The 23,113-nt window shown below is 67.9% G+C and carries 19 protein-coding genes; 15 read left to right on the top strand and 4 right to left on the bottom strand.

The window, feature by feature from the left end; all coding sequences use genetic code 11:
• Positions 1–45: 45 nt before the first annotated feature.
• The 8 genes from M3M27_RS18940 (at position 46) to fabG (ending at position 7,503) form a co-directional block, all read left to right on the top strand.
• Complete coding sequence (locus M3M27_RS18940) at positions 46–315, top strand: phosphopantetheine-binding protein (protein WP_140727590.1); 270 nt, start codon at positions 46–48, stop codon at positions 313–315.
• Positions 290–1,027: a ketosynthase gene (locus tag M3M27_RS18935; protein ID WP_434026618.1), complete on the top strand. Its 738-nt coding sequence runs from the start codon at positions 290–292 to the stop codon at positions 1,025–1,027. The genes M3M27_RS18940 and M3M27_RS18935 overlap by 26 nt, the downstream gene beginning before the upstream one ends.
• A gap of 9 nt (positions 1,028–1,036) precedes the next feature.
• Entirely contained in the window at positions 1,037–1,327 is a 291-nt protein-coding gene (locus M3M27_RS18930) for a hypothetical protein (RefSeq protein ID WP_434026617.1), read from the top strand.
• On the top strand, positions 1,324–2,295 hold the full coding sequence (locus M3M27_RS18925; protein WP_434026616.1) for an acyltransferase: 972 nt from the start codon (positions 1,324–1,326) through the stop codon (positions 2,293–2,295). The genes M3M27_RS18930 and M3M27_RS18925 overlap by 4 nt, the downstream gene beginning before the upstream one ends.
• Positions 2,231–2,863, top strand: coding sequence for a LolA-related protein (locus M3M27_RS18920; RefSeq protein ID WP_434026615.1), 633 nt, complete (start codon positions 2,231–2,233; stop codon positions 2,861–2,863). The genes M3M27_RS18925 and M3M27_RS18920 overlap by 65 nt, the downstream gene beginning before the upstream one ends.
• 1,136 nt (positions 2,864–3,999) lie before the next feature.
• On the top strand, positions 4,000–6,348 hold the full coding sequence (locus tag M3M27_RS18915) for an MMPL family transporter (protein ID WP_434026614.1): 2,349 nt from the start codon (positions 4,000–4,002) through the stop codon (positions 6,346–6,348).
• Positions 6,335–6,775 (top strand): phosphotransferase, encoded by a 441-nt coding sequence (locus M3M27_RS18910; RefSeq protein WP_434026613.1) that lies wholly within the window; start codon positions 6,335–6,337, stop codon positions 6,773–6,775. Before M3M27_RS18915 ends, M3M27_RS18910 begins: the two co-directional genes overlap by 14 nt.
• Positions 6,772–7,503, top strand: a complete 732-nt coding sequence (gene fabG, locus M3M27_RS18905; RefSeq protein ID WP_434026612.1) for a 3-oxoacyl-ACP reductase FabG — start codon at positions 6,772–6,774, stop codon at positions 7,501–7,503. The genes M3M27_RS18910 and fabG overlap by 4 nt, the downstream gene beginning before the upstream one ends.
• A gap of 94 nt (positions 7,504–7,597) precedes the next feature.
• Here fabG and M3M27_RS18900 read toward each other — a convergent pair whose 3' ends face one another.
• Genes M3M27_RS18900 through M3M27_RS18890 form a run of 3 tightly spaced genes read right to left on the bottom strand, consistent with a single transcriptional unit; the run spans position 7,598 to position 10,387 of the window.
• Positions 7,598–8,419, bottom strand: a complete 822-nt coding sequence (locus M3M27_RS18900) for a glycosyltransferase family 2 protein (RefSeq protein ID WP_434026611.1) — start codon at positions 8,417–8,419, stop codon at positions 7,598–7,600.
• Positions 8,412–9,185 carry a beta-ketoacyl synthase chain length factor gene (locus M3M27_RS18895; protein ID WP_434028051.1) on the bottom strand — a complete coding sequence of 258 codons (774 nt, stop codon included), beginning with the start codon at positions 9,183–9,185 and terminating at the stop codon, positions 8,412–8,414. The genes M3M27_RS18900 and M3M27_RS18895 overlap by 8 nt, the downstream gene beginning before the upstream one ends.
• Before the next feature lie 14 nt (positions 9,186–9,199).
• The gene (locus tag M3M27_RS18890) at positions 9,200–10,387 is read right to left on the bottom strand and encodes a beta-ketoacyl-[acyl-carrier-protein] synthase family protein (RefSeq protein WP_434026610.1); all 1,188 of its coding nucleotides are present in this window, start codon (positions 10,385–10,387) and stop codon (positions 9,200–9,202) included.
• A 217-nt stretch (positions 10,388–10,604) separates the two neighbouring features.
• On the opposite strand from M3M27_RS18890, the gene M3M27_RS18885 reads away from it, so the two are divergent.
• The 4 genes from M3M27_RS18885 (at position 10,605) to M3M27_RS18870 (ending at position 15,747) form a co-directional block, all read left to right on the top strand.
• Entirely contained in the window at positions 10,605–10,865 is a 261-nt protein-coding gene (locus tag M3M27_RS18885) for a YcgL domain-containing protein (protein ID WP_140727608.1), read from the top strand.
• Positions 10,858–14,190: an ankyrin repeat domain-containing protein gene (locus M3M27_RS18880; RefSeq protein ID WP_434026609.1), complete on the top strand. Its 3,333-nt coding sequence runs from the start codon at positions 10,858–10,860 to the stop codon at positions 14,188–14,190. Before M3M27_RS18885 ends, M3M27_RS18880 begins: the two co-directional genes overlap by 8 nt.
• Positions 14,191–14,252: 62 nt before the next feature.
• A protein-coding gene (locus M3M27_RS18875; RefSeq protein ID WP_130531530.1) for an IS5 family transposase occupies positions 14,253–15,058 on the top strand; the annotation gives its coding sequence in 2 pieces (ribosomal slippage) (positions 14,253–14,583 and positions 14,583–15,058; 807 coding nt in all).
• Complete coding sequence (locus M3M27_RS18870) at positions 15,052–15,747, top strand: RNA-directed DNA polymerase (protein ID WP_434026360.1); 696 nt, start codon at positions 15,052–15,054, stop codon at positions 15,745–15,747. The genes M3M27_RS18875 and M3M27_RS18870 overlap by 7 nt, the downstream gene beginning before the upstream one ends.
• Here the strand turns inward: M3M27_RS18870 and M3M27_RS18865 are convergent.
• Positions 15,744–16,549 (bottom strand): IS5 family transposase gene (locus tag M3M27_RS18865; RefSeq protein WP_130531530.1). Its coding sequence is split into 2 segments (ribosomal slippage): positions 15,744–16,219 and positions 16,219–16,549, totalling 807 coding nucleotides; the frame shifts between segments, so codons are not numbered across the junction. The two genes, M3M27_RS18870 and M3M27_RS18865, sit on opposite strands and share 4 nt — an antisense overlap.
• A gap of 384 nt (positions 16,550–16,933) precedes the next feature.
• Here M3M27_RS18865 and M3M27_RS18860 point away from each other — a divergent pair.
• Genes M3M27_RS18860 through M3M27_RS18850 form a run of 3 tightly spaced genes read left to right on the top strand, consistent with a single transcriptional unit; the run spans position 16,934 to position 23,039 of the window.
• Positions 16,934–20,344 carry a DUF6531 domain-containing protein gene (locus tag M3M27_RS18860; protein WP_434026608.1) on the top strand — a complete coding sequence of 1,137 codons (3,411 nt, stop codon included), beginning with the start codon at positions 16,934–16,936 and terminating at the stop codon, positions 20,342–20,344.
• The gene (locus tag M3M27_RS18855) at positions 20,341–22,578 is read left to right on the top strand and encodes an RHS repeat-associated core domain-containing protein (RefSeq protein WP_434026607.1); all 2,238 of its coding nucleotides are present in this window, start codon (positions 20,341–20,343) and stop codon (positions 22,576–22,578) included. The genes M3M27_RS18860 and M3M27_RS18855 overlap by 4 nt, the downstream gene beginning before the upstream one ends.
• Entirely contained in the window at positions 22,575–23,039 is a 465-nt protein-coding gene (locus M3M27_RS18850) for a hypothetical protein (RefSeq protein WP_434026606.1), read from the top strand. The genes M3M27_RS18855 and M3M27_RS18850 overlap by 4 nt, the downstream gene beginning before the upstream one ends.
• Positions 23,040–23,113 lie beyond the last annotated feature (74 nt).

Below are 23,113 nucleotides of genomic sequence, written 5' to 3'. Positions count from 1 at the left end.
CGCAATCCCGGATCGTTGCGCCCTTTGCCCCTACGGAAGTACCTAATGTCGCAACAGAACGACGCCGAACGCGCGCTCGCCGAGCTCCTCGTGGAAAGCCTGAACCTGGAAGGCGTGGAGCCTGCCTCGATCGATCCCGAAGCACCGCTGTTCAACACCGGCCTCGGCCTGGACTCGATCGATGCGCTGGAACTGGCCCTGGCGATCGGCAAGCAGTACGGCGTCCAGCTGCGTTCGGACAGCGAGGGCAACCGGCGCGTGTTCGCCTCGTTGAGGACGCTGTCGGCGTATGTCGAGTCGCATCGCACCCGCTGAAGCGCCGCATCCGGAGGACACCGGCCTGGCGCTGGGCCTGCGGATGCTGCTGCTGCTGGCCTATCCGGTGCTATCGCACCTGGCCAGCCTGCGCGACGACGGCCGCTGGTCGGCGCTGGCGCTGGCCAGCCTGGTCCTGCTGATGCTGCTGGGGCCGCTGCTGCACCGCCGGCTGTGGGCGCTGGGCGCGCTGGCGGCGGCGCTGGCCGGCCTGTACGCCCTGGCCGGCTCGCGCTTCGCCTGGATGACGCTGCTGGCGCCGCCGGTGCTGTTCACCCTGGTGGTGGCCTGGGGCTTCGCGCGCACGCTGCGGCGCGGGCAGGTGCCGTTGATCACGCGGATCGTGCGGGCGCTGCACGAGCAGGCGCGCATGCCGATGCCGGAGGCGACCGAGCGCTACACGCGCCGGCTGACCGCGGCCTGGGCGCTGCTGCTGGCCACGCTGGCGGCGATCAACCTGGCGCTGGCGCTGATCGCCGCGCCCGACGGCGTGCTGTGGTCCCTGGGCGTGCGGTCGCGCTGGGCCATCACCCATGCGCAGTGGTCGTGGTTCGCCAACCTGGCGTGCTGGGGCCTGATCGGCGGCTTCGCCGCGGTGGAATACGCGGTGCGCCAGCGCCGCGTCGAGGAACATCCGTACCGCACGCCGGTCCAGTTCGTGCGCCAGCTGGTGCAGCTGGGCCCGGCGTTCTGGCGCGAGCTGTTGCGCTGAGCGGCCGCGATGCGATTCCGCGTGCCTTCCGACCATCCCTGCCTGCCCGGGCATTTTCCGGGCAATCCGGTCGTGCCCGGCGTGGTGATCCTCGACGAAGTGGTGGCGCTGGTCGCCGACCGGCTCGGCCATGCGCCGGCGGCGCTGCAACTGGCGCAGGTGAAGTTCGTGCAGCCGCTGCTGCCGGAGCAGGAAGCCACGATCGAGCTGCAGGGCGAGGGGCCGCAGTGGCGATTCGCGGTGCGCCACGGCGAGCGCGTGCTCGCCAGCGGCAGCGTGCGCGTGCAGGCGCAGGCATGAGCGGCGACTGGAAGCAGCGCCCGGAAGGCGGCGGCCGTTTCGCGATCGGCCTGATCGTCGCGATCGCGCGGCGCTGCGGACGGCGCGCCACGCGCCTGCTGCTGTATCCGATCACCGCCTACTTCCTGCTGGTGCGGGGGCCGGAGCGTGCCGCCTCGCGCGCCTATCTGGCGCGCGCGCTGGGACGGCCGGCGACGCTGGCCGACGTGGCGCGCCACATCCACACCTTCGCCTCGACGATCCTGGACCGCGTGTTCCTGCTCGGCGGGCGGACCGACCTGTTCGACATCGACGTGCGCGGCGCCGAGACGCTGCTGGACGCGCTTGCGCGCGGCCGCGGCGTGCTGCTGGTCGGCTCGCACCTGGGCAGCTTCGACGCGTTGCGCGTGCTCAAGCGCCTGCGCGGCGACATCGCCTTGCGCGTCGTGCTCGATCGCAAGCACAACCCCGCGATCAGCCAGGCCCTGGACGCGCTCGATCCCGCGCTGGCCGCCGGCATCATCGACGCCGGGCAGGACGGCGCCAGCGTGGCGCTGGCGATCAAGCAGACGGTCGACGAGGGCGCGCTGGTGGCGATGCTGGCCGATCGCGCCCAGCCCGGCGAGCCGGCGCTGTGGCTGCCGTTCCTCGGCAAGGCCGCGCCGCTGCCGACCACGCCCTGGCTGATCGCCGCCACGCTCGGCGTGCCGGTGATGCTGGCGTTCGGCGTGTACCGCGGCGGCAATCGCTACGAGCTCTCGTTCGAGCCGTTCTGCGACGCCCTGTCGCTGCCGCGCGAGCGCCGCGCCGAGCGCCTGGCCGAAGTGATGCGCCGCTATGCGGGCGTGCTGCAGGCGCGCGCGCTCGATGCGCCGTTCAACTGGTTCAACTTCTACGACTATTGGCAAGACGATGGTTCGACCGATGCGCCGCCTGTTCACGCCGATGCTGATCTGCGCCGCCGCACCGCTGCCCGCCGCAGCGGCTGACGGCGCCGACGCGAGCGCGATCGTGCATGCGCTCGCGCGGCCCGCGCCGAGCGCGACCGCGTTCGTCGAACTGCGCGGCTCGGCGTTGCTCAAGCAGCCGCTGCGGGTGAGCGGCGAGTACCGCCGGCCCGATGCCGACACGCTGGTGCGCGAGGTGCGCGCGCCCTACCACGAGACCACCACGATCCGGGGCGGCCAGGCCACGATCGAGCGCGACGGAAAGCCGGCGCAGCGCTTCGACCTGGCGCGGGTGCCGGAGCTGGCGGGATTGCAGGCCAGCTTCAGCGCGTTGCTGGCCGGCGACGCGGATGCGTTGCAGCGCGAGTACCGGGTGCAGGCGACGGGCGGGACACATGGATGGACGCTGACGCTGCAACCGCAGGACGCCGCGCTCGCCAGGCGCGTGCGCCAGGTGGCGCTGCACGGGGCCGGCAACGAATTGCGTTGCATCGAGACCACGCCGGCGCGCGGCGAGGTGCAGCGCACCTTGCTGGGCGGCGCTGCGCTGGCGGCGCCGCCGTCGCTGGATGCGGGGGCATTGCGGGCGTTGTGCGGGAGTGATGGCTGAGTGGCGGCGGGACTGGAAGCCTTGCTGGCGTGCGGGCGGGGACGCAGTGCCTTTTCCCTTCTCCCTTTGGGGCAGGGTGTGGAGCGAGGTGCCTCGAAGGGGCGGATGGGGATACGGACGAAGCCTCATGGTCTTTACTACCGTCGTCCCCGCGCAGGCGGGGACCCAGTGCCTTTCCCATTCCGTATCCGACCAACGCCATCTCTCTATCGTCATTCCCGCGAAAGCGGGAATCCAGCGACTTTTCCGCCCTCTACCCGACCCACGTTGTCTTTCTACCGTCGTCCCGGCGCAGGCGGGGACTCAGTGCCTTTCCCATTCCGTATCCGACCAACGCCATCTCTCTATCGTCATTCCCGCGAAAGTGGGAATCCAGCGACTTTTCCGCCCTCTACCCGATCCACGTTATCTTTCTACCGTCGTCCCCGCGCAGGCGGGGACCCAGTGTCTTTCCCATTCCGTATCCGACCAACGCCATCTCTCTATCGTCATTCCCGCGAAAGCGGGAATCCAGCGACTTTTCCGCCCTCTACCCGATCCACGTTGTCTTTCTACCGTCGTCCCCGCGCAGGCGGGGACCCAGTGTCTTTCCCATTCCGTGTCCGACCAACGCCATCTCTCTATCGTCATTCCCGCGAAAGCGGGAATCCATGGACGTTGCTGTTGGGGCCTTTGTCGAGAAAGGCAAAAGCTTTCGCCTTTGGAGAGCCACTTTTCTTTGCTTGTGCACGCGCGCTGCAGGAGCAGCGCCGCACGGCGAAGCCGCCCGAAGGGCGCGGCACAGGGATGTGCCGCGTAAAGAAAAGTAACCAAAAGAAAGCACACCCCGCCTGTGCGCCCGCAGCTTTGCTGCGGGTCCGCGAAGCCGGCGGGATTTTTCGACGCGACTTGCCCGCTACGCGGCCGAGTCCGGGGCATTCGCCGCGCGGCGAATGCCCGCCCGCCGGGGCGAAGCGGTGCTTCGCCTTTTTCCGGCGAGCCCATGCACATCGCCCTTCGGGTTTTTCCCATCGCCTCCGCCGCTTCGGAGGGGCCCGCGCCTCAGTGGCATTCGCAGGCCACGGAGGTTGGCGCGCCGCCGCGCGAGGAGGCGTTGCCCGATCCGGGGCAAAATCACGAGCAACAGCGGTGGCACCATGCGATCCGGCCTGACTTCGTTGCAGCGCACCTCGCTGGCGTTGCTGTGGCTTGTGCTGCTTGGCGTGCTCGGGTGGTGGCTCGGTACGCGGCTGACGCTGTCGGGCGATCTGCGCAAGTTCATGCCCGAGGCGCGTACGCCGGCGCAGAAGCTGTTGATCGACGAGCTCGGCGAAGGCCCGGGTTCGCGCCTGTTGCTGTTGGCGCTGTCCGGCGCTTCGCCCGACGTACTGGCCGGGCAGTCGCGTGCGCTGCGTACCGCGCTGCAGGCGCAGCTGCTGTTCGTCGGGGTGTCCAACGGCGAAACGCCCGGGCTGGATGCGGTCCCCGAGGCGCTGCTGGCCTATCGCTACCTGCTGGCGCCGGCGCCGCAGCCGGGCGATTTCTCCGCCGCCGCATTGCGCGAGGCCTTGCAGGCGCGCGTGCAGGACCTGGCATCGCCGGCGGGCGACTTGGTCGAGCCGTTGCTCGGGCGCGACCCGACCCTGCAGACGCTCAAGGTCGCGCAGGCGCTGCAGCCGGCACGGCAGCCGCAGCAGGTCGATGGGGTGTGGTTCGACCGCGCCGGCCGCCAGGCCTTGCTGCTGGTGCAGACGCGTGCGCCCGGGTTCGATCCGAGCGGGCAGGCCGAGGCGGTGCAGGCGATCCGGCAGGCGTTCGCCGGGATCTCGGCCGGGACCGGCAGCCGCCTGGAGATGACCGGCCCGGGCGCGTTCGCGGTGAAGATCAGCGAGCGCACCAGCAGCGAGGCCGGCACGATCGGCACGCTCGATACGGTCGGCATGATCCTGCTGCTGCTGCTCGCCTATCGCAGCTGGAAGGCGCCGTTGCTCGGCTTCCTGCCGCTGGCCAGCGCGGGACTGGCCGGGCTGGCCGCGGTGGCGGCGCTGTTCGACGGCGTGCACGGCATCACCATCGCGTTCGGCTTCACGTTGATCGGCGTGGTGCAGGACTATCCGGTGCATTTCCTCAGCCACCAGCGCCCCGGGCAATCGGCGTGGAGCAACGTGCGCCAGTTGTGGCCGACGCTGGGCACCGGCGTGGCGTCCACGTGCATCGCCTACCTGACCTTCCTGTTCTCCGGCGTGGACGGCCTGCGCCAGCTGGCGGTGTTCACGATCGCCGCGCTGGCCGCCGCCGCGCTGGCGACGCGGTTCCTGCTGCCGGCGCTGGTCGACCCGGCGCGCCGCGACCTCGCCGATTCGGCGCGGTTGTCGCGGTTGTGGACGCGGATCGAACGGCTGCCGCGCCCGCGCTGGTCGTTGCTGGCGCTGGCGCTCGTCGCGATGGCGCTGGCATGGCGCGCGCCGCAGCCGTTCTGGGAGAACGACCTGTCCAGGCTGACCCCGGTCGATCGCGCCGACCTGCTGCGCGACGAACGACTGCGCGGCGAACTGGGCGCGCCCGACGTGCGCTACGTGCTGGCCCTGCGCGGTGCGGACGCCGAACGCGCATTGGCCGCCTCCGAGCGCCTGCGGCCGTGGCTGGACCGGGAAGTGGCCGCCGGCCGGCTCGGCGGCTACGACATGGCCGCGCGCTACCTGCCGAGCGCGGCCACGCAACGGGCGCGCCAGGCGGCGTTGCCGGCGCCGGACATGCTGCGCGCGGCGCTCGCGCAGGCGGTGGCCGACTCGCCCTTCCGCGCCGATGCGTTCGAGGATTTCCTGGCCGACATCGAGCGCGCCCGTACCGCGCCGCCGCTGCGCGCGCAGGACTTCGCGCGGACGCCGTTGGCGAGCGTGATCGACGGCCTGCTGCTGCGCTCGGGCGACCACGCCACCGCGCTGGTGTCGCTGGGCACGCTGTCCGATCCGGCGGCGCTGGCGGCGCTGGCCGCGCGGCATGGCGCCGAACTCATCGACCTGAAGCAGGCCTCCGAATCGCTGGTGGCCGCCTACCGCGTGCGGTTGCTGCTCGCGCTCGGCGTCGCCGCGCTGTTGCTGGTGGCGACGGTGTGGATCGCGCTGCGCTCGCCGCGCCGGGTGGCGCGGGTGCTGCTGCCGATGGCGCTGACCACGCTGCTCACGCTGGCGGTGTTGCGCACCGCCGGGGTGGAGCTGAACCTGTTCCACCTGATCGGGCTGATCCTCGGCGCCGGGCTCGGGCTGGACTACGGCCTGTTCTTCGAGCACGCCGGCGACGGCCGCGCCGACCAGCTGCGCACGCTGCACGGGCTGGTCGTGTGCAGCGTGATGACGCTGGTGGTGTTCGCGCTGTTGGGATGGTCGTCGATCCCCGTGCTGCGCGCGATCGGCACCACCGTCGCGCTGGGCGTGGTCGGCAATTTCGTGCTGGCGCTGCTGGTGTCGCGGCATCCGGCCAAGGAGATCGAAGATGCTCGGGCGTGATCGCATCCTGGCGCTGGTGCCGCATGCCGGCGCGATGTGCCTGTGGGACGAGGTGCGCGCGTGGGACGCGCGGCGCATCGTGCTGGCCGCGCGCAACCACCGCGACCGCGCGCACCCGCTGCGGCGCGCCGGGCGGCTCTCGGCGGTGCACCTGTGCGAGTACGGCGCGCAGGCGATGGCGGTGCACGGCGGCCTGCTGGGGCAGGAACACGGCCGCGCGCCGCGCCCGGGCATGCTGGTGTCGCTGCGCGGCGTGGAACTGCATGCCTCCCGCATCGACGACCTCGAAGGCGAGTTGCTCGGCGAGGCCGAGCAACTCGTCGCCAGCGAGGACGGCCAGCAATACCTGTTCCGCATTTACCACGAAGGACGGCTGCTCGCCGAGGGGCGCGCGGCGGTGATCCTGCAACCGGAGAACCCACGATGAACCAGACGATCCGGCGCGCGCTCGTCACGGGCGGCAGCGGCGACATCGGCGGCGCGATCTGCCGCCGGCTCGCCGCCGACGGCCTGGAGGTGATCGTGCATGCCAACGGCAATCTCGCCCGCGCGCAGGCCCTGGCCGGGGAGATCGCGGCCGCTGGCGGTCGCGCGCACGCGGTGGCGTTCGACGTGGCCGACGCGGCCGCCAGCGCCGCGGCGATCGAGGCGCTGCTGCAGGGCGGGCCGGTCCAGGTGGTCGTCAACAACGCCGGCATCCACGACGACGCGCCGATGGCGGGCATGGGCGAGGCGCAGTGGAAGCGGGTGATCGACGTGTCGCTGCACGGCTTCTTCCATGTCACCCAGCCGCTGTTGCTGCCGATGGTGCGCACGCGCTGGGGGCGCATCGTCAGCGTTTCCAGCGTGGCAGCGGTGCTGGGCAATCGCGGGCAGACCAACTACGCGGCGGCCAAGGCCGCGTTGCACGGCGCGTCGAAATCGCTGGCGCGCGAGATGGCCAGCCGCGGCGTCACGGTCAACGTGGTCGCGCCCGGGGTGATCGAGGGCGCGATGGCGGCGCAGGCGTTCGCGCCGGAGGCGATCAAGCAGATGGTGCCGGCGGGCCGGGCCGGCCGGCCGGAGGAAGTGGCGGCGCTGGTGGGCTTCCTGTGCTCCGACCTGGCCGGATACGTCAACGGCCAGGTGATCGGGGTCAACGGCGGGATGGGATGAGGCGCCTTGGCGGGAGCGTGCCTGCGGAGGCTCCCCCCGCTGCGGGAGGGACTTCGGTCCCGCGGCCTTGCCGGCATCGCAATCGCGGCGAACCTCAGCCGCGATGCTCCTTGGCCTGGATCCCGATGTCCGGCCGCTCTTCGCCGAGATCGTCGATGCGGGCCGGCGTGTCGCGGGTGAGCCGGTAGCGGGCGCCGACGTGGCCATAGGCGATCACCTGCCCGACCACGTGCGAGGTGATGCGGTACAGGTCGCGCAGGGGACGGAAGTGGCTGCGGCGGAACTGCGCCTTGGCCGCGGCCTGCCCATAGCGGGTCTCGATCGGCACCGACACCACGCCCAGGCCGAGCTCGCGCGCGGCCGAGATCAGCAACTGCGCTTCGAACACGAAGTCCTCGCCCGGGATGTCGCCGAGCCGGCACACGTCGGCCGGATAGTAGCGCTGGCCGCTCTGGCTGTCGGCGATGCGGAACCCGCAGGCCCAGCCGATGCCCCAGTCGCCGAAGGCGTTGGCCATGCGGCGGTGGCGCGGTTGCTGGGCGCGTTGGCGCAGGCGCGCGCCGATCACGATGCAGCGCGGATGCCGGATCGCCGCCTGCAGCAGCCGCGGCAGGTCGGCCGGATCGTGCTGGCCGTCGCCGTCCATGGTCAGCACGCCCGCGCAGCCGCGCCGCATCGCCTCGGCGAATCCGCTGCGCAGCGCCGCGCCCTTGCCGCGCCGCCGCGGATGCCGCAGCAACGTGACCGGCAGGCCTTCCAGCTGCGCCACGGTGGCGTCCTCGGAGCCGTCGTCGACCACGATCACCTGGGGCATCTGCGCGAGCGCCCCTTGCACGACCTCGCGGATGCGCAGCGCCTCGTTGAAGGCGGGGATCACCACCGCCACGGTGTCGCGGGCGGGCGTGGGCTCAGTCATATGCCAGGCCCAGGGCCAGTACCCGGCCGGGGCCGGCATGCAGGCGTGCCTGCGGCCGCCGCAGCGCCAGCGCGTCGAACAGCGGCAGCATCGTCGCCATGATGTTGCCCGCCGCGAACGCGGCGAGCGGGCCGGGCGCGGCGTCGGCTTCGCCGTCCTGCCACTGCACGTGCAGGCGCGGGCCTTCGCCGTCGCGGGCCAGTACCAGCGCGCCGCCGAGCAGGCCGTCGCTGAGCGCCATCTCGCCGAGCGGGCCGCTGCCGCCGCCGTCGTAGCCGGCCAGCAGCACCGCGTCGGCGCCCGCGTGCAGCTGCACCAGCGCTTCGAGCAGGCCCTGCGCGAAGCTGGCGCGGTAGGCGCTGATCGCCGTGGCCGGCAGGGTCGCGCCGGTGCCGATGGTCCAGTAGCCGGCCGCGGCGTTGTGCACCGAGTTGTGGAAGCGCGTCGGCGACAGCGCCAGCGGTTCGGCCGCCAGCGTCGCCGCCATGTAGTCGGTGATCGCCAGGTCGCCGTGGCTGGAAGCGAACACCGACGGCAGCGAGGCCGGATCGCGCCCGGCCGCCTGGCAGGCCGCCAGGGCCACCTCCAGCGCCACCGCCACGGTCTCCGGCGCGCGCCGGCGCTCGTTCGGCGGCAGCAACTGCGGCGAGGGTCGGGCGGGGGCGTCCGCCGGTGCGGGTTCGCCCCGGGCGAAGGCGCACGCGGCGGCCCAGTCCGGCAGGCCGCGCGTCCAGAAACCGACGCCGGCGACGGTGGCCTGCAGCAGCGAGGCGGGCCGGCTCATGCGCGGCCGAACAACAACGTGCAGTTGTTGCCCCCGAAGCCGAACGAATTGTTCATCGCATGGTCGATCCGGCGCGCGGCCGGGGCGAAGCGGATCTGAGGGCCGCAGGCCGGGTCCGGCTGCTCGCTGTTGAGCGTGCCCGGCAGTTCGCCGTCGCGCAGCGCCAGCAGCGCGAATACCGATTCGACGATGCCGGCGGCACCGAGCGTATGCCCGGTCCAGGCCTTGGTCGAACTGGCGTGCAGCGTATCCGGGAACAGCGCGGCGACCGCGGCCGCCTCCACGCTGTCGTTGGCCGGCGTGGCGGTGCCGTGCAGGTTCAGGTAGCCGACCTGCGCCGCCTCGACGCCGCCGCGCGCCAGCGCCTCGGCCATCGCCAGGCGCGCGCCCAGGCCTTCCGGATGCGGGGCGGACATGTGGTGCGCGTCGCTGGACTCGCCGTAGCCGCACAGGTGGGCCAGCGCCTCGCCATCGCGTTCCAGCAGCGCGAAGCCGCCAGCCTCGCCGAGCGACAGCCCGACCCGGCGCGCGTCGAACGGCCGGCATGGATCCGGCGCGACCAGCTGCAGCGAGTTGAACCCGAACAGCACGCTGCCGCACAGCGTATCCACGCCGCCGACCAGCGCCGCGTCGGCCAGCCCGGCCTGGATCAGCCGCGCCGCCTGCGCGAATACCTTGGCGCTGGACGAGCAGGCGGTCGCCACCGTCGCCGCCGGCCCGCGCACGCCCGTGGCGGCCTGCACGAACATGCCCAGCGAGTGCGGCGTGTGCAGCGCCGGCCGGGCCAGGTCGGCCGGGAAATGCGGCGTGCCCTCGCGGTCCGGCTCCAGGCGCGCATAGGCCTCTTCGGTCGCCCCGATGCTGGAGGTCGAGGTGCCCAGCACCAGCGCCACGCGATCGGCGCCGTGGCGGGCGAGCGCCGCCTCCAGCCGCACCCGCAGGTCGTCCTGCTGCAGCGCCAGCCAGGCCAGGCGGTTGTTGCGGCAGTCCCATTCGGCCAGCGCATCGGGCAGGCGCAGTTCTTCCAAGCCGTCGACCCGGCCGATCCAGCAAGGCAGCGGTTGCGTGCCGAAATCGTTGGGTCGCAATCCGCTGCGCCGTTCCCGCAGGCCTCGTGCCTGCGCCTGGAGTCCCGCCCCCAGCGCCGTGGTGGCGGTGAAGGCGGTGATGGGGAGGGGGACCATGCGGGTCGGCGACAGCGCTGGGTTCACTCGTGGCTCGCGTCGGAAAAGCTGGCGGGGAGTATATCGGCGGTGCATCAAGCTCCCGTCGTCGATGACATTCACGTGACGTCGCGCCAGATGAATGGCGCCCATGCTGGCGAAGCTTTCGCCAGTGCCGTATTTCCGACACAATCTCAAGCCACTTCGATCTCCCTACGCCGGGCGCGGCCCCGCGCGCATGCAAGCCTACGTCTACAAAAGCCAACGCAAACAGGACACCTACGTCTACCTCGCCCGGCGCGACGACTTCGCCACGATGCCCGCGCCGATGCACGCGCAGCTGGCGCCGTTCGCGTTCGTGCTGGAGGTGGCGCTGACCCCCGAGCGGCGGTTGGCGCAGGCCGACGCGGAGCAGGTGCGCCGCCAACTGGCCGAGCGCGGTTTCTTCGTGCAGTTCCCGCCGTCGCCGCTGGCCGGCATCGGGCGTGGCGATGAGTGACGGCGCTCCCCGGCGTTCGCGCGCCGCCGCGATGGCCCTGGCCGCCGGCGTGGCGCTGTCGTTGCTGGCCGGACTCGGCGGCGTGGCCGCGGCGCTCGCCGCATGGCTGGCGCAGCCGGCGTTCGCGCTGGCGGTGTCCTGGCGCCGCGGTACCCGCGCGCTGCCGTCCGATCCTCGCGCGCTCGCGCAGGACGTCCTGCCGTTGCTCGGCCTGTGGGGCGCGGCGCTGGCGGCGCTGGCGTTGCTGGTGACCTGGCCCCTGGCGGCGCTGCGCGAAAGCGGCAGCCTGGCCGCCGCGCTGGCGCTGAGCGTGGCGGTCAGCGCCGCGCTGCTCGCGCTGTGGCGCACCTGGCCGCTGTGGAGCGGCGCCGAACGCGAGGCCGGCCCCTTGCGCACGCGCTGGCAGGCGCTGGCCGGGCAGGAACTGCAATCCTGGCCGGGGCTGGGCGTGGCCGCCCTGGTGCTGGCCGCCTGCGCCGGCGGCGTCGCGCTGGCCTGGCCCGCGCTGCTCCCGCCAACCCCGCGCTGGACCCTGGCGATCGCCGCCGCGGTGCTGTTGCCATTCGCGCACGGCCTGCTGCAGCGGGTCGTGGCCGCGCCTGCGCCCGAGGCGCCGCGCCGCCCGCAGGCGCACGAACTCCTGGAAGAGGCGGCCAGCGCCCCGCAGCCGCTGGAGCCGATGGCGCGCGAGCGCCTGTTGCCGGAACTGTACGAAGCCGCCCGCAACGGCCGCGTCGATCGCGCGCTGCAGCTGCTCGAAGCCGGCGCCGACCCGCATGCGCTGCCGCCGCCCGACGCGCGCGACCAGCGCAGCCTGGCGGTGCTCGCCGCGGTGCTCCCGGACCTGCGCCTGCTGCGCGAGTTGATCGTGCGCCGGGTCGACGTCAACCATGCCCATCGCGGCATGACCCCGCTGCTGGCCGCCACCCGCGACAGCTGGCACGGCCGCCCCGAGGCGGTGATGACCCTGCTCGCCAACGGGGCCGATCCGCGCGCCACCGATGCCGAGGGCAACACCCCGCTGCATCACGCCGCGCGCAGCTCCGACCCCGGCGTGGCCGCGCTGCTGCGCGATGCCGCCGCGGAGCTGGATGCGCTGAACCACGAGGGCCATTCGCCGCTCGCCACCGCCTGCCAGGTCGGCAACTGGCGGCTGGCGAAGTTCCTGCTCGAACGCGGCGCCCGGCCCGAGCCGGAAGGCGGCGTCCCGGTGCTGCTGGCCGCGGCCGGCACCGAGGAGGACGATCCGGCCGGCGTGCAGCTGCTGCTCAAGCACAAGGCCCGCATCGACGCGCGCGACCGCCAGCGCCGCAGCGCCCTGCACGAGGCCGCGCTGGCCGGGCACGGCGAGATCGTCGAAGCGCTGCTCGCCGCCGGCGCGAACATCGAGGCGCGCGACACGCTGGCGCGCACCCCGTTCCTGGATGCCGCGCGCAACGCCCGCGGCGCGGTGATCGAGGCGTTGCTGGCGCGCAAGGCCGATTTCACCGCCGTCGATGCCGAAGGCCGCAACGCCGTGCTGCTGGCCTGCGGCGCCGAGCAGGTCCCGCCGGCGCTGGTGCAGCGCCTGCTGGAGCTGGGCATTCCCGCCGACCAGCCCGACCATGCCGGGCGCCGCGCGGTCGACCTGGCCGCCGAGGCCGGCCGCTGGGCGATCGTGTCGCTGCTCGATCCCGGCTATCCGCTGCCGAGCGCGGTCGCCGACGCCGGCGGCGATGCCGAGCCCGCGCCGGGCACCGCGCCACGCGCGCTGCCGGACCGCCCGCCGCTGGTCCTGCTGCGCGAAGGCCTGCAGCTCGGCCAGCGCGATGGCCTGTCCGCGCTGGCCCGGCTGTGCGATCCCCAGGAGATGGGCGGGCTGCTGCACGACCCGCACCTGGCGCTCAATCCCGAGGCGGTCGACTGGCTGCTCGGCCACGGCGCCCAGCCGGAAGTGCGCGACGCCTGCGGCGACGTGCCGATGTTCGCGCTGCTCTCGCGCGGCGTGGACGCGGTGCCGGTGCTGCAGGTGCTGCTGCGCCACGGCGTGTCGCCGGCCGGCGCCGGCGGACTGGGCCGGTTCCTGGCCGCCTGCGTGCAGCACGACGCCGCCTCGCGCGGGCTGGAACAGTTCGCGCTGGAACTGCTGGAGCGCGGCGCCGATCCGTTCGCGCCGTCGCCGGCCGGCGACCCGCCCCTTTCGCTGGCGGTGCGGCTGGGCTGGCTGCGCCTGCAGCAGGCCCTGCTGGAGCGGGGCGTCGACCGCGAGGCGCGCGACAGCCACGGCATGACCGCGCTGCACCTGGCCACCGCGCTCGGCCGCGAAGCCTCGTTGAAGCTGCTGGTCGTGCAGGGCGCCTCGCCGGAAGCGCGCGCCGCCGACGGCCAGACCCCGCTGGGCGTGGCCCTGTCGAGCGGCCGCCGCGACCTGGCCGATTGGCTGGACTGGCGGGTCTGGACGCTGCCGCGTCGCACCCTGCGCCCGGCCGACGTGCCCGCCGCGGCCACCAGTGGCGATGCCGACGCGGTGCGCCGCCTGATCGACCTCGGCCTGCCGGTCGATGCCATCGATGCGCAGGGATGCACCGCCTTGCTGCGCGCCGCCGGCGGCGGCCACATCGCCGTGGTCGACCTGCTGCTGGCGCGCGGCGCCGATCCGCAACACGCCGCCAACAGCGGCGCGACGCCGTTGTCGGCGGCGGTCAGCATGCGCAATGCCGGCATCGTCGCCGCATTGCTCGCCGCCGGCGCGCAGATCGAGCACCGCCTGCCGGGCGGGGTGACCGTGCTGATGCTGGCCAGCGCGCTGGGCCTGCCGGACATCGTCGCGCGCCTGCTCGCCGCGGGCGCCGACGTGCATGCCAGCGACGCGCAGGAGCTGTCGCCGCTGCATTGCGCCGCCCTGTACGGCTTCACCGCGCGCGACAAGGCCCGCCTGCTGGCGCTGCTGGACACGCTGCTGCTGGCCGGCGCCGACCCCGAGGCCGTGGCCGCCGGCAAGGTCAGCCCGCTGCTGCTGCTGCTCGGCGCGCGCGCCGAACCGGGCACGCCGTGCGAAGAACAGGTCGTGCTGGCCGGCGTGGAGCGCCTGCTCGACGAGGACGTCTCGCTGGACGTGGCCGACCCGCGCGGCTTCGGCCCGCTGCACCTGGCCGCATTGCACGGCCTGCCGCTGCTGGTGCAGCGGCTGCTGCGCGCCGGCGCCGACCCCGACCGCCGCGACGCGCTCAACCGCACCCCGCGCGAGATCGCGATCATGCGCGGTTTCATCGACGTCGCCGGGCAGTTCGAACCCACCGTGCCGGGCGTATCGTCGATGGCGCGGTTCCTGCGCGAGGGTCGGTAGGGATTAAGAGCGGCTAACAAAACCGCCTTGTACACCTGAGCGGTGATGACAAAATCGCCTGCATGGCACGTCGCAAAGAGATTCCCGCCGCGCTGTGGAAGCGCATCGAACCTTTGATCCCGCCCGTGAAGCCCTCGCCCAAGGGAGGGCGACCGCGCGTGAGCGACCAACAAGCCCTCAACGGTATCGTCTATGTCCTGCGCACCGGCATCCCGTGGGAGGAGTTGCCCCAGGAACTGGGCTACGGCAGCGGCATGACCTGCTGGCGGCGGTTGCGCGACTGGCAAGCCGCCGGGGTCTGGCATCGTCTGCATCAGGTCCTGTTGGCCGAACTGCGCCGGGCCGACAAGCTGGACCTGAGTCGAGCCAGCCTGGACGCGGCCAGTGTGGCCGCCCCCCGGGGGGCGCCTACACCGGGCCGAACCCGACCGATCGCGGTAAGCTCGGTAGCAAGCGGCACCTGATCACCGACTGCAACGGCATTCCCTTGGCGTTCTGTGTCACCGGAGCCCACCGGCACGACTCGGTGGTATTCGAGGAGTTGGTTGATGCACTGCCCCCGATCGCTGGCAAGCCGGGGCGTCCGCAACGCTGGCCGGGCAAGCTGCACGCCGACAAGGCCTACGACATCGACCGCTGCCGCGATCACCTCAACCAGCGAGGTATCACCCCGCGTATCGCCCGCAAGGGGATAGAACGCAACGATAGGCTGGGACGCTATCGTTGGGTAGTCGAGCGCACTCATGCTTGGTTCGCGGGCATGGGCAAGCTGCGCATCCGTTTCGAACGCCGGATCGATATCCATCTGGCCCTGCTGTCTCTCGCCTGCTCGGTCATCTGTCTTCGCCATCTTCCCGGGTTTTGTTAGCCGCTCTTAAACGCAGACTTGCAGAGCTAGCGCAGCGGCCTGCGTTCAAATATGTCGCCATAGCGGATATAGCGGACTTCTACGCTAGGATTTATCAGCATAGGCTCGAGAATGTAATTGAAAGCGTAGCAACCACGCAGCGCGTACGTGACGTCGCAAGAGTTCTCGTCAGGAAGTTGATCGGCAACCTGATGGGGAAAGATAGCTATGGCATACCTGTGGGGCCGTATGCGTCGAGACTTCTCGCTGAGGCGCTACTCATTGACGTAGATACGCAGCTAGATACGGCAAAGATCGAGTTCGCGCGCTGGGTCGATGACTTCGTCATGTTCACGAAGAGCGAGTACGAAGCTCAATCCGTTCTCTTTACCCTAGGGGAGTGGCTCTACACCAGGCACGGCCTAACGCTTCAGTCTGCAAAGACCCAAATCATTCCGATCGGCCGCTACAGGGAAGATCATCTCGTTGGGCATGAGGATCTTTTGACTGACAGAGATGCCGTGGTTCAGATGTTCCGAGACGCGGGCGATCTTTATGGAGACGCGGAGGAGCCTTCGGAAGAAGAAATCCAAGACATCTTAGAGAACCTCCAAGGTCACGATGTGGTTGGATTGCTGCGGCACTCGATGGAGGACACTGCACTCGTTGACTACCAAGCGGTAACTTACGCACTCACTAAGAGCGGCTAACAAAACCCGGGAAGATGGCGAAGACAGATGACCGAGCAGGCGAGAGACAGCAGGGCCAGATGGATATCGATCCGGCGTTCGAAACGGATGCGCAGCTTGCCCATGCCCGCGAACCAAGCATGAGTGCGCTCGACTACCCAACGATAGCGTCCCAGCCTATCGTTGCGTTCTATCCCCTTGCGGGCGATACGCGGGGTGATACCTCGCTGGTTGAGGTGATCGCGGCAGCGGTCGATGTCGTAGGCCTTGTCGGCGTGCAGCTTGCCCGGCCAGCGTTGCGGACGCCCCGGCTTGCCAGCGATCGGGGGCAGTGCATCAACCAACTCCTCGAATACCACCGAGTCGTGCCGGTGGGCTCCGGTGACACAGAACGCCAAGGGAATGCCGTTGCAGTCGGTGATCAGGTGCCGCTTGCTACCGAGCTTACCGCGATCGGTCGGGTTCGGCCCGGTGTAGGCGCCCCCCGGGGGGCGGCCACACTGGCCGCGTCCAGGCTGGCTCGACTCAGGTCCAGCTTGTCGGCCCGGCGCAGTTCGGCCAACAGGACCTGATGCAGACGATGCCAGACCCCGGCGGCTTGCCAGTCGCGCAACCGCCGCCAGCAGGTCATGCCGCTGCCGTAGCCCAGTTCCTGGGGCAACTCCTCCCACGGGATGCCGGTGCGCAGGACATAGACGATACCGTTGAGGGCTTGTTGGTCGCTCACGCGCGGTCGCCCTCCCTTGGGCGAGGGCTTCACGGGCGGGATCAAAGGTTCGATGCGCTTCCACAGCGCGGCGGGAATCTCTTTGCGACGTGCCATGCAGGCGATTTTGTCATCACCGCTCAGGTGTACAAGGCGGTTTTGTTAGCCGCTCTAAGCCAGGACGCCGTGGTGCATTTCGGACATCACGGCGCCGGAGTCCTGGGTCTCACAGCCGCGCAACTCGCCCAATGGCGTTCCGGTCGATTCCTTTCGATAGGGACATGGATTGCTGTACCACTCCATGCGCAGCCCCATTGACTTGAAATGGTCTACTTCTTGTAGTCGAAGTGTTGGACCGATCTATTTCATCTTGTCAATGGGTGACATTCAACCGGATTGCGATACATCATGGATCGTTCACTTGGACGCGTGCGCAGGGGCGCATCCGAGTAGGAGACACCAAGGATAGGAGCGAGGATCGCTCCGGGAAAGGAGAATTGAATGCGATTGGGGCGATGTGAACCGGCTAAGACGACGGTCGGCCGCGGGGTATGCAAAGTATTCGGTTCAACGGCAAATAAAACTCGCTGCTGCAAGGGAGTGGCAGCAGGGCTCGCGTTGCCATTGATAATTCTTCTGAGTGTCGCACCGGCCAAGGCTCAGAAAACCTTGGATAGGATAACCGTGCGACCACCGATTGATTGGCAGTACGTGGCTGGACCCGTCTTTGGTGGAAGCGCGGGTGGGCCGTTTGAAGGGGTAAGGCGCAGTTATCGGGAAGATATTGGCCGCGTCCGTACTCCCAGCGCCAAGGAACAGCAGACTCAGTCGAAGCTAGACAAAGAGGCGGATTGCGGGGGCGGCAATGTCAGTGGTAATCCCGTGGTTCTCTCCACGGGAAACAAGGTCGAGCCGGAGCTGGATTTCTCCATCGGTGGCGAAATGGGGCTCTATTTGCAGCGCACTTACAACGCCTACTGGGGCGCGCGCGGTCTGTTCGGCAATTACTGGCTCAGCAACTTCGACTATACGCTTGTGCCATCCAGCGATGGGAGGATGCTATGGGCGCAGCGTCCCGACGGGCGGCGCATCAAGTACTTGCTGGACGATGCCAGCGGACATTACCTGGAGGAGAAGGCGGGCCCGATCGCTTATGTAATTCGAGAAGGCGATGGTAGCTACCAGCTCCATAACGAAGACAATGGTATCGAGCGCTACAGTGCTGCCGGTTATATCTTGTCCCTTCGCAACGAGCAGGGCGTCGGCTGGAACTTCACGTACTCCAATAACTACCTGCAGCAGGTAGTCCACAGCTCCGGCCGGACGGTCAAGTTCGTCTGGTCCGATGGCGTGGTAAGCCAAGTCATCGATCCTGCTGGAAACGTCTATCGCTACTCCTACGTTGCCAACGTGTTCGGTAGCGGGACGGGGCAGGGCCGCTTGGCAAGCGCGACGCTGCCGGGAACGCCTGAAACCACGATCAGCTATCACTATGAAGATAGCCGCTTCCCAGGCGCGCTGACTGGCAAATCCTTCAATGGCGTACGCTATTCCACATTCGCTTACGACGACCAGGGCAGAGCGGTTTCGACCGAGCATGCTGGTGGTGTGGAACGTTTCTCGTTCCGTTACGTCGTGGCTTCGACCCAAGCGGTGACACCGCCACCGAAGCCGACGCCGCCTGGCGGCTTCGTCTCTGGTGAATCGAATGGCTACTGCGATTACAAACCGACTGGTGGAAGGGTCTGTTACCAGCCGAAGTCGGTTGGGGGGGCTGTGCCGATGTCCTTGCAGGCAAGTGCTGCGGCTACCAGCACGACCAAGGACATCCCAAAGAAGCTGTCGGTGACCGAAACCAGCCCCTTGGGTCGTGAGACGACCTATGTTTACGTAGACGACAGGCTGACCGAGGTGAGTGGTAACGCCACCAGCCACTGCCCAGCCAGCTATAAGGAAAAGACGTACGACGCCAACGGTTACGAGGACATCGTCAGCGATTTCTCGGATAACTACACCGACTTCGATTACGACCCGCAAGGCCACCTACTGAAGAAGGTGGAGGCCAAGGGAACCAGTGCCGAGCGCACCACCACGTATGCCTGGGATACGACGAACAATCGATTGGTGCGTGAAACCGTCGTTGGCGATCACGAGGTTCGCTATGAGTACACCAGTGATGGCCGAGTAGCCAAGAAGACGGTCGCCGACCTGACCCAGTATGGTCAAGGGCGCTCCCAGGTCACGACCTATGGCTACAGCAAGCACAGTAACGGTCTGCTTTCCAGGGTGGTCATCGATGGGCCGCTGCCCGGTAGCACCGATGCGATCACGTACGATTATTCGCCCACCGGTGATCTTGTCGGCATCACCAACGGGCTTGGCCACAAGACCACGTACGAGAACTACAACGGGCTTGGCCTGCCTGGAAAAGTGACGGGACCCAATGGCGATGTCACGCAGTACAGTTACGACGCACGTGGCCGCGTGACGGCAAGGGCCGACGTGGTCAATGGGGTGGACCAGACCACAAGCTATAGCTATACGGGCGCCGGCAAACTCGCCGCCGTCCGCCAGCCGGATGGGGTCGCGCGGCAGTATCTCTACGATGCCGCGCTGAGGGTGACCGAGGAGTTCCAGGCCAGGAACGGGGGAGCGGCGTACGAACGCAAACGCTATCAGTACAACAATGCATCCCAGCCGGTACGTGTCGAGATACTGGACACGGCTTATCCCGGCAATACGCAGATCGTCGGCAACATTGACGGTGTCGATCACGACGGCAACTGGAATTGGTACGTGTCGGGCTGGGCATGTTCGACGGCTTACGCCGGCCAGATCGATGTTCACCTGTACGCGGGAGGCGCTGCCGGAAGCGGGCAGATGGTGACTTCGGCGCGGGCCAATCTCGCCAGCGAGCCTGCGGTGGCACAGCGTTGCCAAACGAATGGCACGGCATATCGGTTCCGTATTCCACTGAGCTTGGATGCGCGGCAGCGGTTTGGCGGAAAATCGATCTACGTCCACGGAATTTCGCCTGCCGGAAGCGGCAACTTGACGATTGGAAACTCCGGTACATACAAGATCCCGGCTGCTCCGGTGATCGGAGAGTTCCAAGGTGTCGAACGGGATGCCGATTGGAACTATTTCGCCAAAGGATGGGCATGTGCGGTAGGCGAGCAAGGCGCCATCGAAGTGCAGGCTTTTGTGGGGGGCGGTGCAGGAGTCGGTACGTATGTGGCCAGCGTGCGTGCGGATCAACCTGCCGACGCAGCGGTGGCAACCAATTGCCAAACGCCGAGCCAGGCGCGAGCGTTCCGGATTCCCTTGGGGATCGGGTTGCGTGGAGCCCATGCGGGCAAGGGCATCTTCCTGGTAGGCAAAGCTCCCAATGGAAATATTGGTGATCAATCGTTGGCCAATTCCGGAAGCCAGAGCGTTCCACCTGTGCAATGGTCTGCCGAGATCGTTGGCTGGCAGGGTGGTGGCATGCTGACCCCCGGGGATAGCGCGACCGTTTCCCTGACGATCCGCAATACCGGCAATGTGGTATGGGGCAGCGAGGGCTCAGGCAATACGTATCTCGCGCGCAGGACGTACTCCATCGGTACGACCACGGCTCCCATGGATAGCAGTGCGACCAATGGACTGAGTGGCCGGGTAGCACCCGGTCAGCAGACAACATTTACCTGGGTGTTTGTTGCCACCAGGCCAGTGAACACCACGCGTTACATGATGACGGGCCAGATGGCGACGGATGGCGTGGCGTGGGGACCTGTGGCTTCCGAATCCATCAGTGTCGATGGAGGCGGCGCAGGCGGTGGTGGTAGCGGCGGATGCACCGGGGTTCGGTGCACTCGACCTTCATCGACGGGCGACAAGATCATCCTGGACGCGCAAGGAGGTGCGCAATGATCACGGAAATGATGCTGGGCGCGGCGGTGGTCTTTAGCGCGACCACCGAATACGACGAGCTTGGTCGCGTGATCGCGGAGCGTGGCAACAATGGCCAGGAATATCGTTACGAGTACGACCAGGAAGGGCGACGCACGGCGTCCACGGATGCGCAGGGACGGCGCACGACCATGGAGTACGATGCGCGCGGACGGTTGACGAAAGTGACCGATCCCGCGGGGAAGGCCACCACGTTCTCGTACGACAAGGGCGACCGGATCACTCAGGTGGTCGATCCCCGTGGCAAGAGTACGAGCTACAGCTACGACGGCTTTGGCCAGCTGTGGTCGCAAGTCAGCCCGGACACCGGGAAGACCGCGTTTGCCTACGACGCCGTCGGCCAACGCGTTTCCATGACCCGCGCGGACAATGCCGTCACTCAGTACGGATATGACGGCTTGGGGCGCTTGACCAGCGTCACGGCGGGCGGCCAGAGGCAGGCATTCATTTACGATGCCTGCAGCAATGGCAAGGGGCGGTTATGCAAGGCGGAAAGCCCGCTGGAGTCGGCCACCTTTGCCTATACGCCCCAGGGGGCGATCGCCGAGCACATAGACAACGTCCAGATCGGTTCGACGGTGCAGCAGCTCAGGAGTAGCTATGCCTATGACGGCATGGGACGTCTGAGCAGCATCACCTATCCGAGTGGCCTGTCCGTCGGATACGGATACAAGGACGGGCGCCTTTCCGCATTGAGCACGAGCAAGGACGGCGTGGTCACCCATGTGGTCAATTCCGTCGAGTACGTGGCGATGAGCGAGTCTCCGTTCAGGCAGGCCTATGGCAACGGTCTGGTGAAGGAACTTGCCTACGATCAGGATATGCGGCTGCAAGGGTTCACGGTGAAGAACGGTAGCCAGGTCGTGCAGCAACTCAGTTACGGGTACAGCAAGAGCGACGAGATCACCCGCATTGCCGATGCCGTCAACGGGGCCCTGACCCAGGACATCGGCTATGACGCGTTAGGCCGGTTGGCGCAACTGCAGCGCAATGGCGCCACGCACGCCATGTCCTATGATGCCAATGGCAACTGGACGATCTACGACGAGGGCAGTTCCGTACGCAGCTATAACATCGACGCCAACAACAACCGCTTGCTCGGCTATACCAGCAACAAGACTGGCGATACCAACCGCCAGTACGGTTACGATGTGCTCGGCAATCGTATCAGCGAGCAAGCTCCGGGCGACGCACGCACTTATGCTTACAACCCTTTCAACCGACTCAAGTCCGTAACCGTGAACGGTTCGACGACCGAATACCGGATGAACGCCCTTGGGCAACGCGTAGGCAAGGTCAATGCCTCGAGTGGGAGTGCCAGCTACTACAGCTATCTGGGCCAGAACCAACTGCTCACGGAGAAGGAGCCCGGTGGCGGGTGGGTGGACTATCTTTGGCTGGGCGATGAGTTAGTGGGCGTGGTACGTAACGGACAGACCTATTGGACGCATAACGACCATTTGGGCCGACCGGAGATCGCCACCAATGCGAGTAAGACGGTGGTGTGGCGTGCCTACAACTACGCCTATGGTCGTACCGTGCAGCAGGACAGCATCGGCGGACTCAATCTGGGCTTCCCGGGGCAGTACTACGACAAGGAGACAGGGCTCTGGTACAACGGATTCCGGGATTACGATCCGGGCATTGGACGGTATTTGCAGAGTGACCCGATTGGATTGAGTGGGGGGCTCAATACATATGCCTATGTCGGGGGGAATCCAATATCGCGCATCGATCCACTTGGATTGAGGGCTGTGTGCAAGTGCACGGAAAACGGCGCAGAGATCAACATCAATTTCAAGTTTAAGGGCGATGGCGCTACGCCGGATGTGGTCTCGGCAATGCGATCGTCAATTGAAAGTCGTTGGTCAGCTCGCGGCTTCACTGTCACGACAAGCATCGGCGGTTGGGGCGCATCAAAGATCAACGTCCCGGCAGGAAATGGCCGCTCGTTTGTGCGCGGAAATGGCGGTACCTGGTACGGAGGTGAAGACCCATGGGTGGCAGCGCACGAAGCTGGCCATCTCATGAAGCTGGATGATCGATACACCGAGCCTGTTCGCGGGACAACTGTTCCCCAGCCGGGCTGGGAAGGAACGATCATGGCCCAGCATATGGGTGCAGTAACCCCAGCAGATCGTCAGGGTGTGCTGGATGCACTTGGTTGCAATTGCCAATGCGGTGGTGGCCAATGAGTATCTTCAGGCATGGTGCTATTGCTCTGGCCATTCTCGGCCTTTTGCCTGGTTGTGCCAGCGGCCGTGGTAATGAATCGTTTGAAAGCCGTATCTCTAAGCTCGTCGACCAAACGACGAAATCAGAAAGGACGGAGAGGAAGGCGTTTAGTGAGTTGGAATCCCTTGGGAACCAAGCCGTGCCGTACTTAGTCGGCCATCTTGGTGACATGCGGCCTTTGGCTGCACAAGAAATCAGCTTTGAGAACAAAGCATCGGACGCCTTTGAAGGAGCGCGGCACTACGGCCCTCGAACGGTGCACGATGCCTTAGCTGCAATCCTCAATCAGATCACTGGTCAGAACTTCGTCTTTGTTTACAACGGCGCCACGCCACAAGAGCGCGAAGAGAATCGCGATAAGTGGATAGAATGGTGTCGCTCAAACTATCCAGATCAAGCTGAGATATGCAGAGGGAATTAGCCCACCGAAGTCCCGCCGCCCTAACCCGACGGTAGCCGCTGCTGTCAGCTGCGCAGTTCGCCAACGATCTGCTT

Origin of the sequence: Xanthomonas boreopolis, from assembly GCF_046529185.1 — a bacterium.
Lineage (GTDB): Bacteria > Pseudomonadota > Gammaproteobacteria > Xanthomonadales > Xanthomonadaceae > Pseudomonas_S > Pseudomonas_S boreopolis.
Note: the sequence above shows the minus strand (reverse complement) of the source record. Positions and strands in the feature narration are given on the sequence as shown.

What these genes read in the sequence shown, in the direction of transcription:
- M3M27_RS18925 (WP_434026616.1), top strand. Translation starts at nt 1,324, where the DNA reads ATGAGCGGCGACTGGAAGCAGCGCCCGGAAGGCGGCGGCCGTTTCGCG.
- M3M27_RS18850 (WP_434026606.1), top strand. Translation starts at nt 22,575, where the DNA reads ATGAGTATCTTCAGGCATGGTGCTATTGCTCTGGCCATTCTCGGCCTT.
- M3M27_RS18855 (WP_434026607.1), top strand. Translation starts at nt 20,341, where the DNA reads ATGATCACGGAAATGATGCTGGGCGCGGCGGTGGTCTTTAGCGCGACC.
- M3M27_RS18920 (WP_434026615.1), top strand. Translation starts at nt 2,231, where the DNA reads ATGCGCCGCCTGTTCACGCCGATGCTGATCTGCGCCGCCGCACCGCTG.
- M3M27_RS18930 (WP_434026617.1), top strand. Translation starts at nt 1,037, where the DNA reads ATGCGATTCCGCGTGCCTTCCGACCATCCCTGCCTGCCCGGGCATTTT.
- M3M27_RS18940 (WP_140727590.1), top strand. Translation starts at nt 46, where the DNA reads ATGTCGCAACAGAACGACGCCGAACGCGCGCTCGCCGAGCTCCTCGTG.
- M3M27_RS18885 (WP_140727608.1), top strand. Translation starts at nt 10,605, where the DNA reads ATGCAAGCCTACGTCTACAAAAGCCAACGCAAACAGGACACCTACGTC.
- M3M27_RS18900 (WP_434026611.1), bottom strand. Translation starts at nt 8,419, where the DNA reads ATGACTGAGCCCACGCCCGCCCGCGACACCGTGGCGGTGGTGATCCCC.
- fabG (WP_434026612.1), top strand. Translation starts at nt 6,772, where the DNA reads ATGAACCAGACGATCCGGCGCGCGCTCGTCACGGGCGGCAGCGGCGAC.
- M3M27_RS18860 (WP_434026608.1), top strand. Translation starts at nt 16,934, where the DNA reads ATGCGATTGGGGCGATGTGAACCGGCTAAGACGACGGTCGGCCGCGGG.
- M3M27_RS18915 (WP_434026614.1), top strand. Translation starts at nt 4,000, where the DNA reads ATGCGATCCGGCCTGACTTCGTTGCAGCGCACCTCGCTGGCGTTGCTG.
- M3M27_RS18910 (WP_434026613.1), top strand. Translation starts at nt 6,335, where the DNA reads ATGCTCGGGCGTGATCGCATCCTGGCGCTGGTGCCGCATGCCGGCGCG.
- M3M27_RS18890 (WP_434026610.1), bottom strand. Translation starts at nt 10,387, where the DNA reads ATGGTCCCCCTCCCCATCACCGCCTTCACCGCCACCACGGCGCTGGGG.
- M3M27_RS18880 (WP_434026609.1), top strand. Translation starts at nt 10,858, where the DNA reads ATGAGTGACGGCGCTCCCCGGCGTTCGCGCGCCGCCGCGATGGCCCTG.
- M3M27_RS18935 (WP_434026618.1), top strand. Translation starts at nt 290, where the DNA reads ATGTCGAGTCGCATCGCACCCGCTGAAGCGCCGCATCCGGAGGACACC.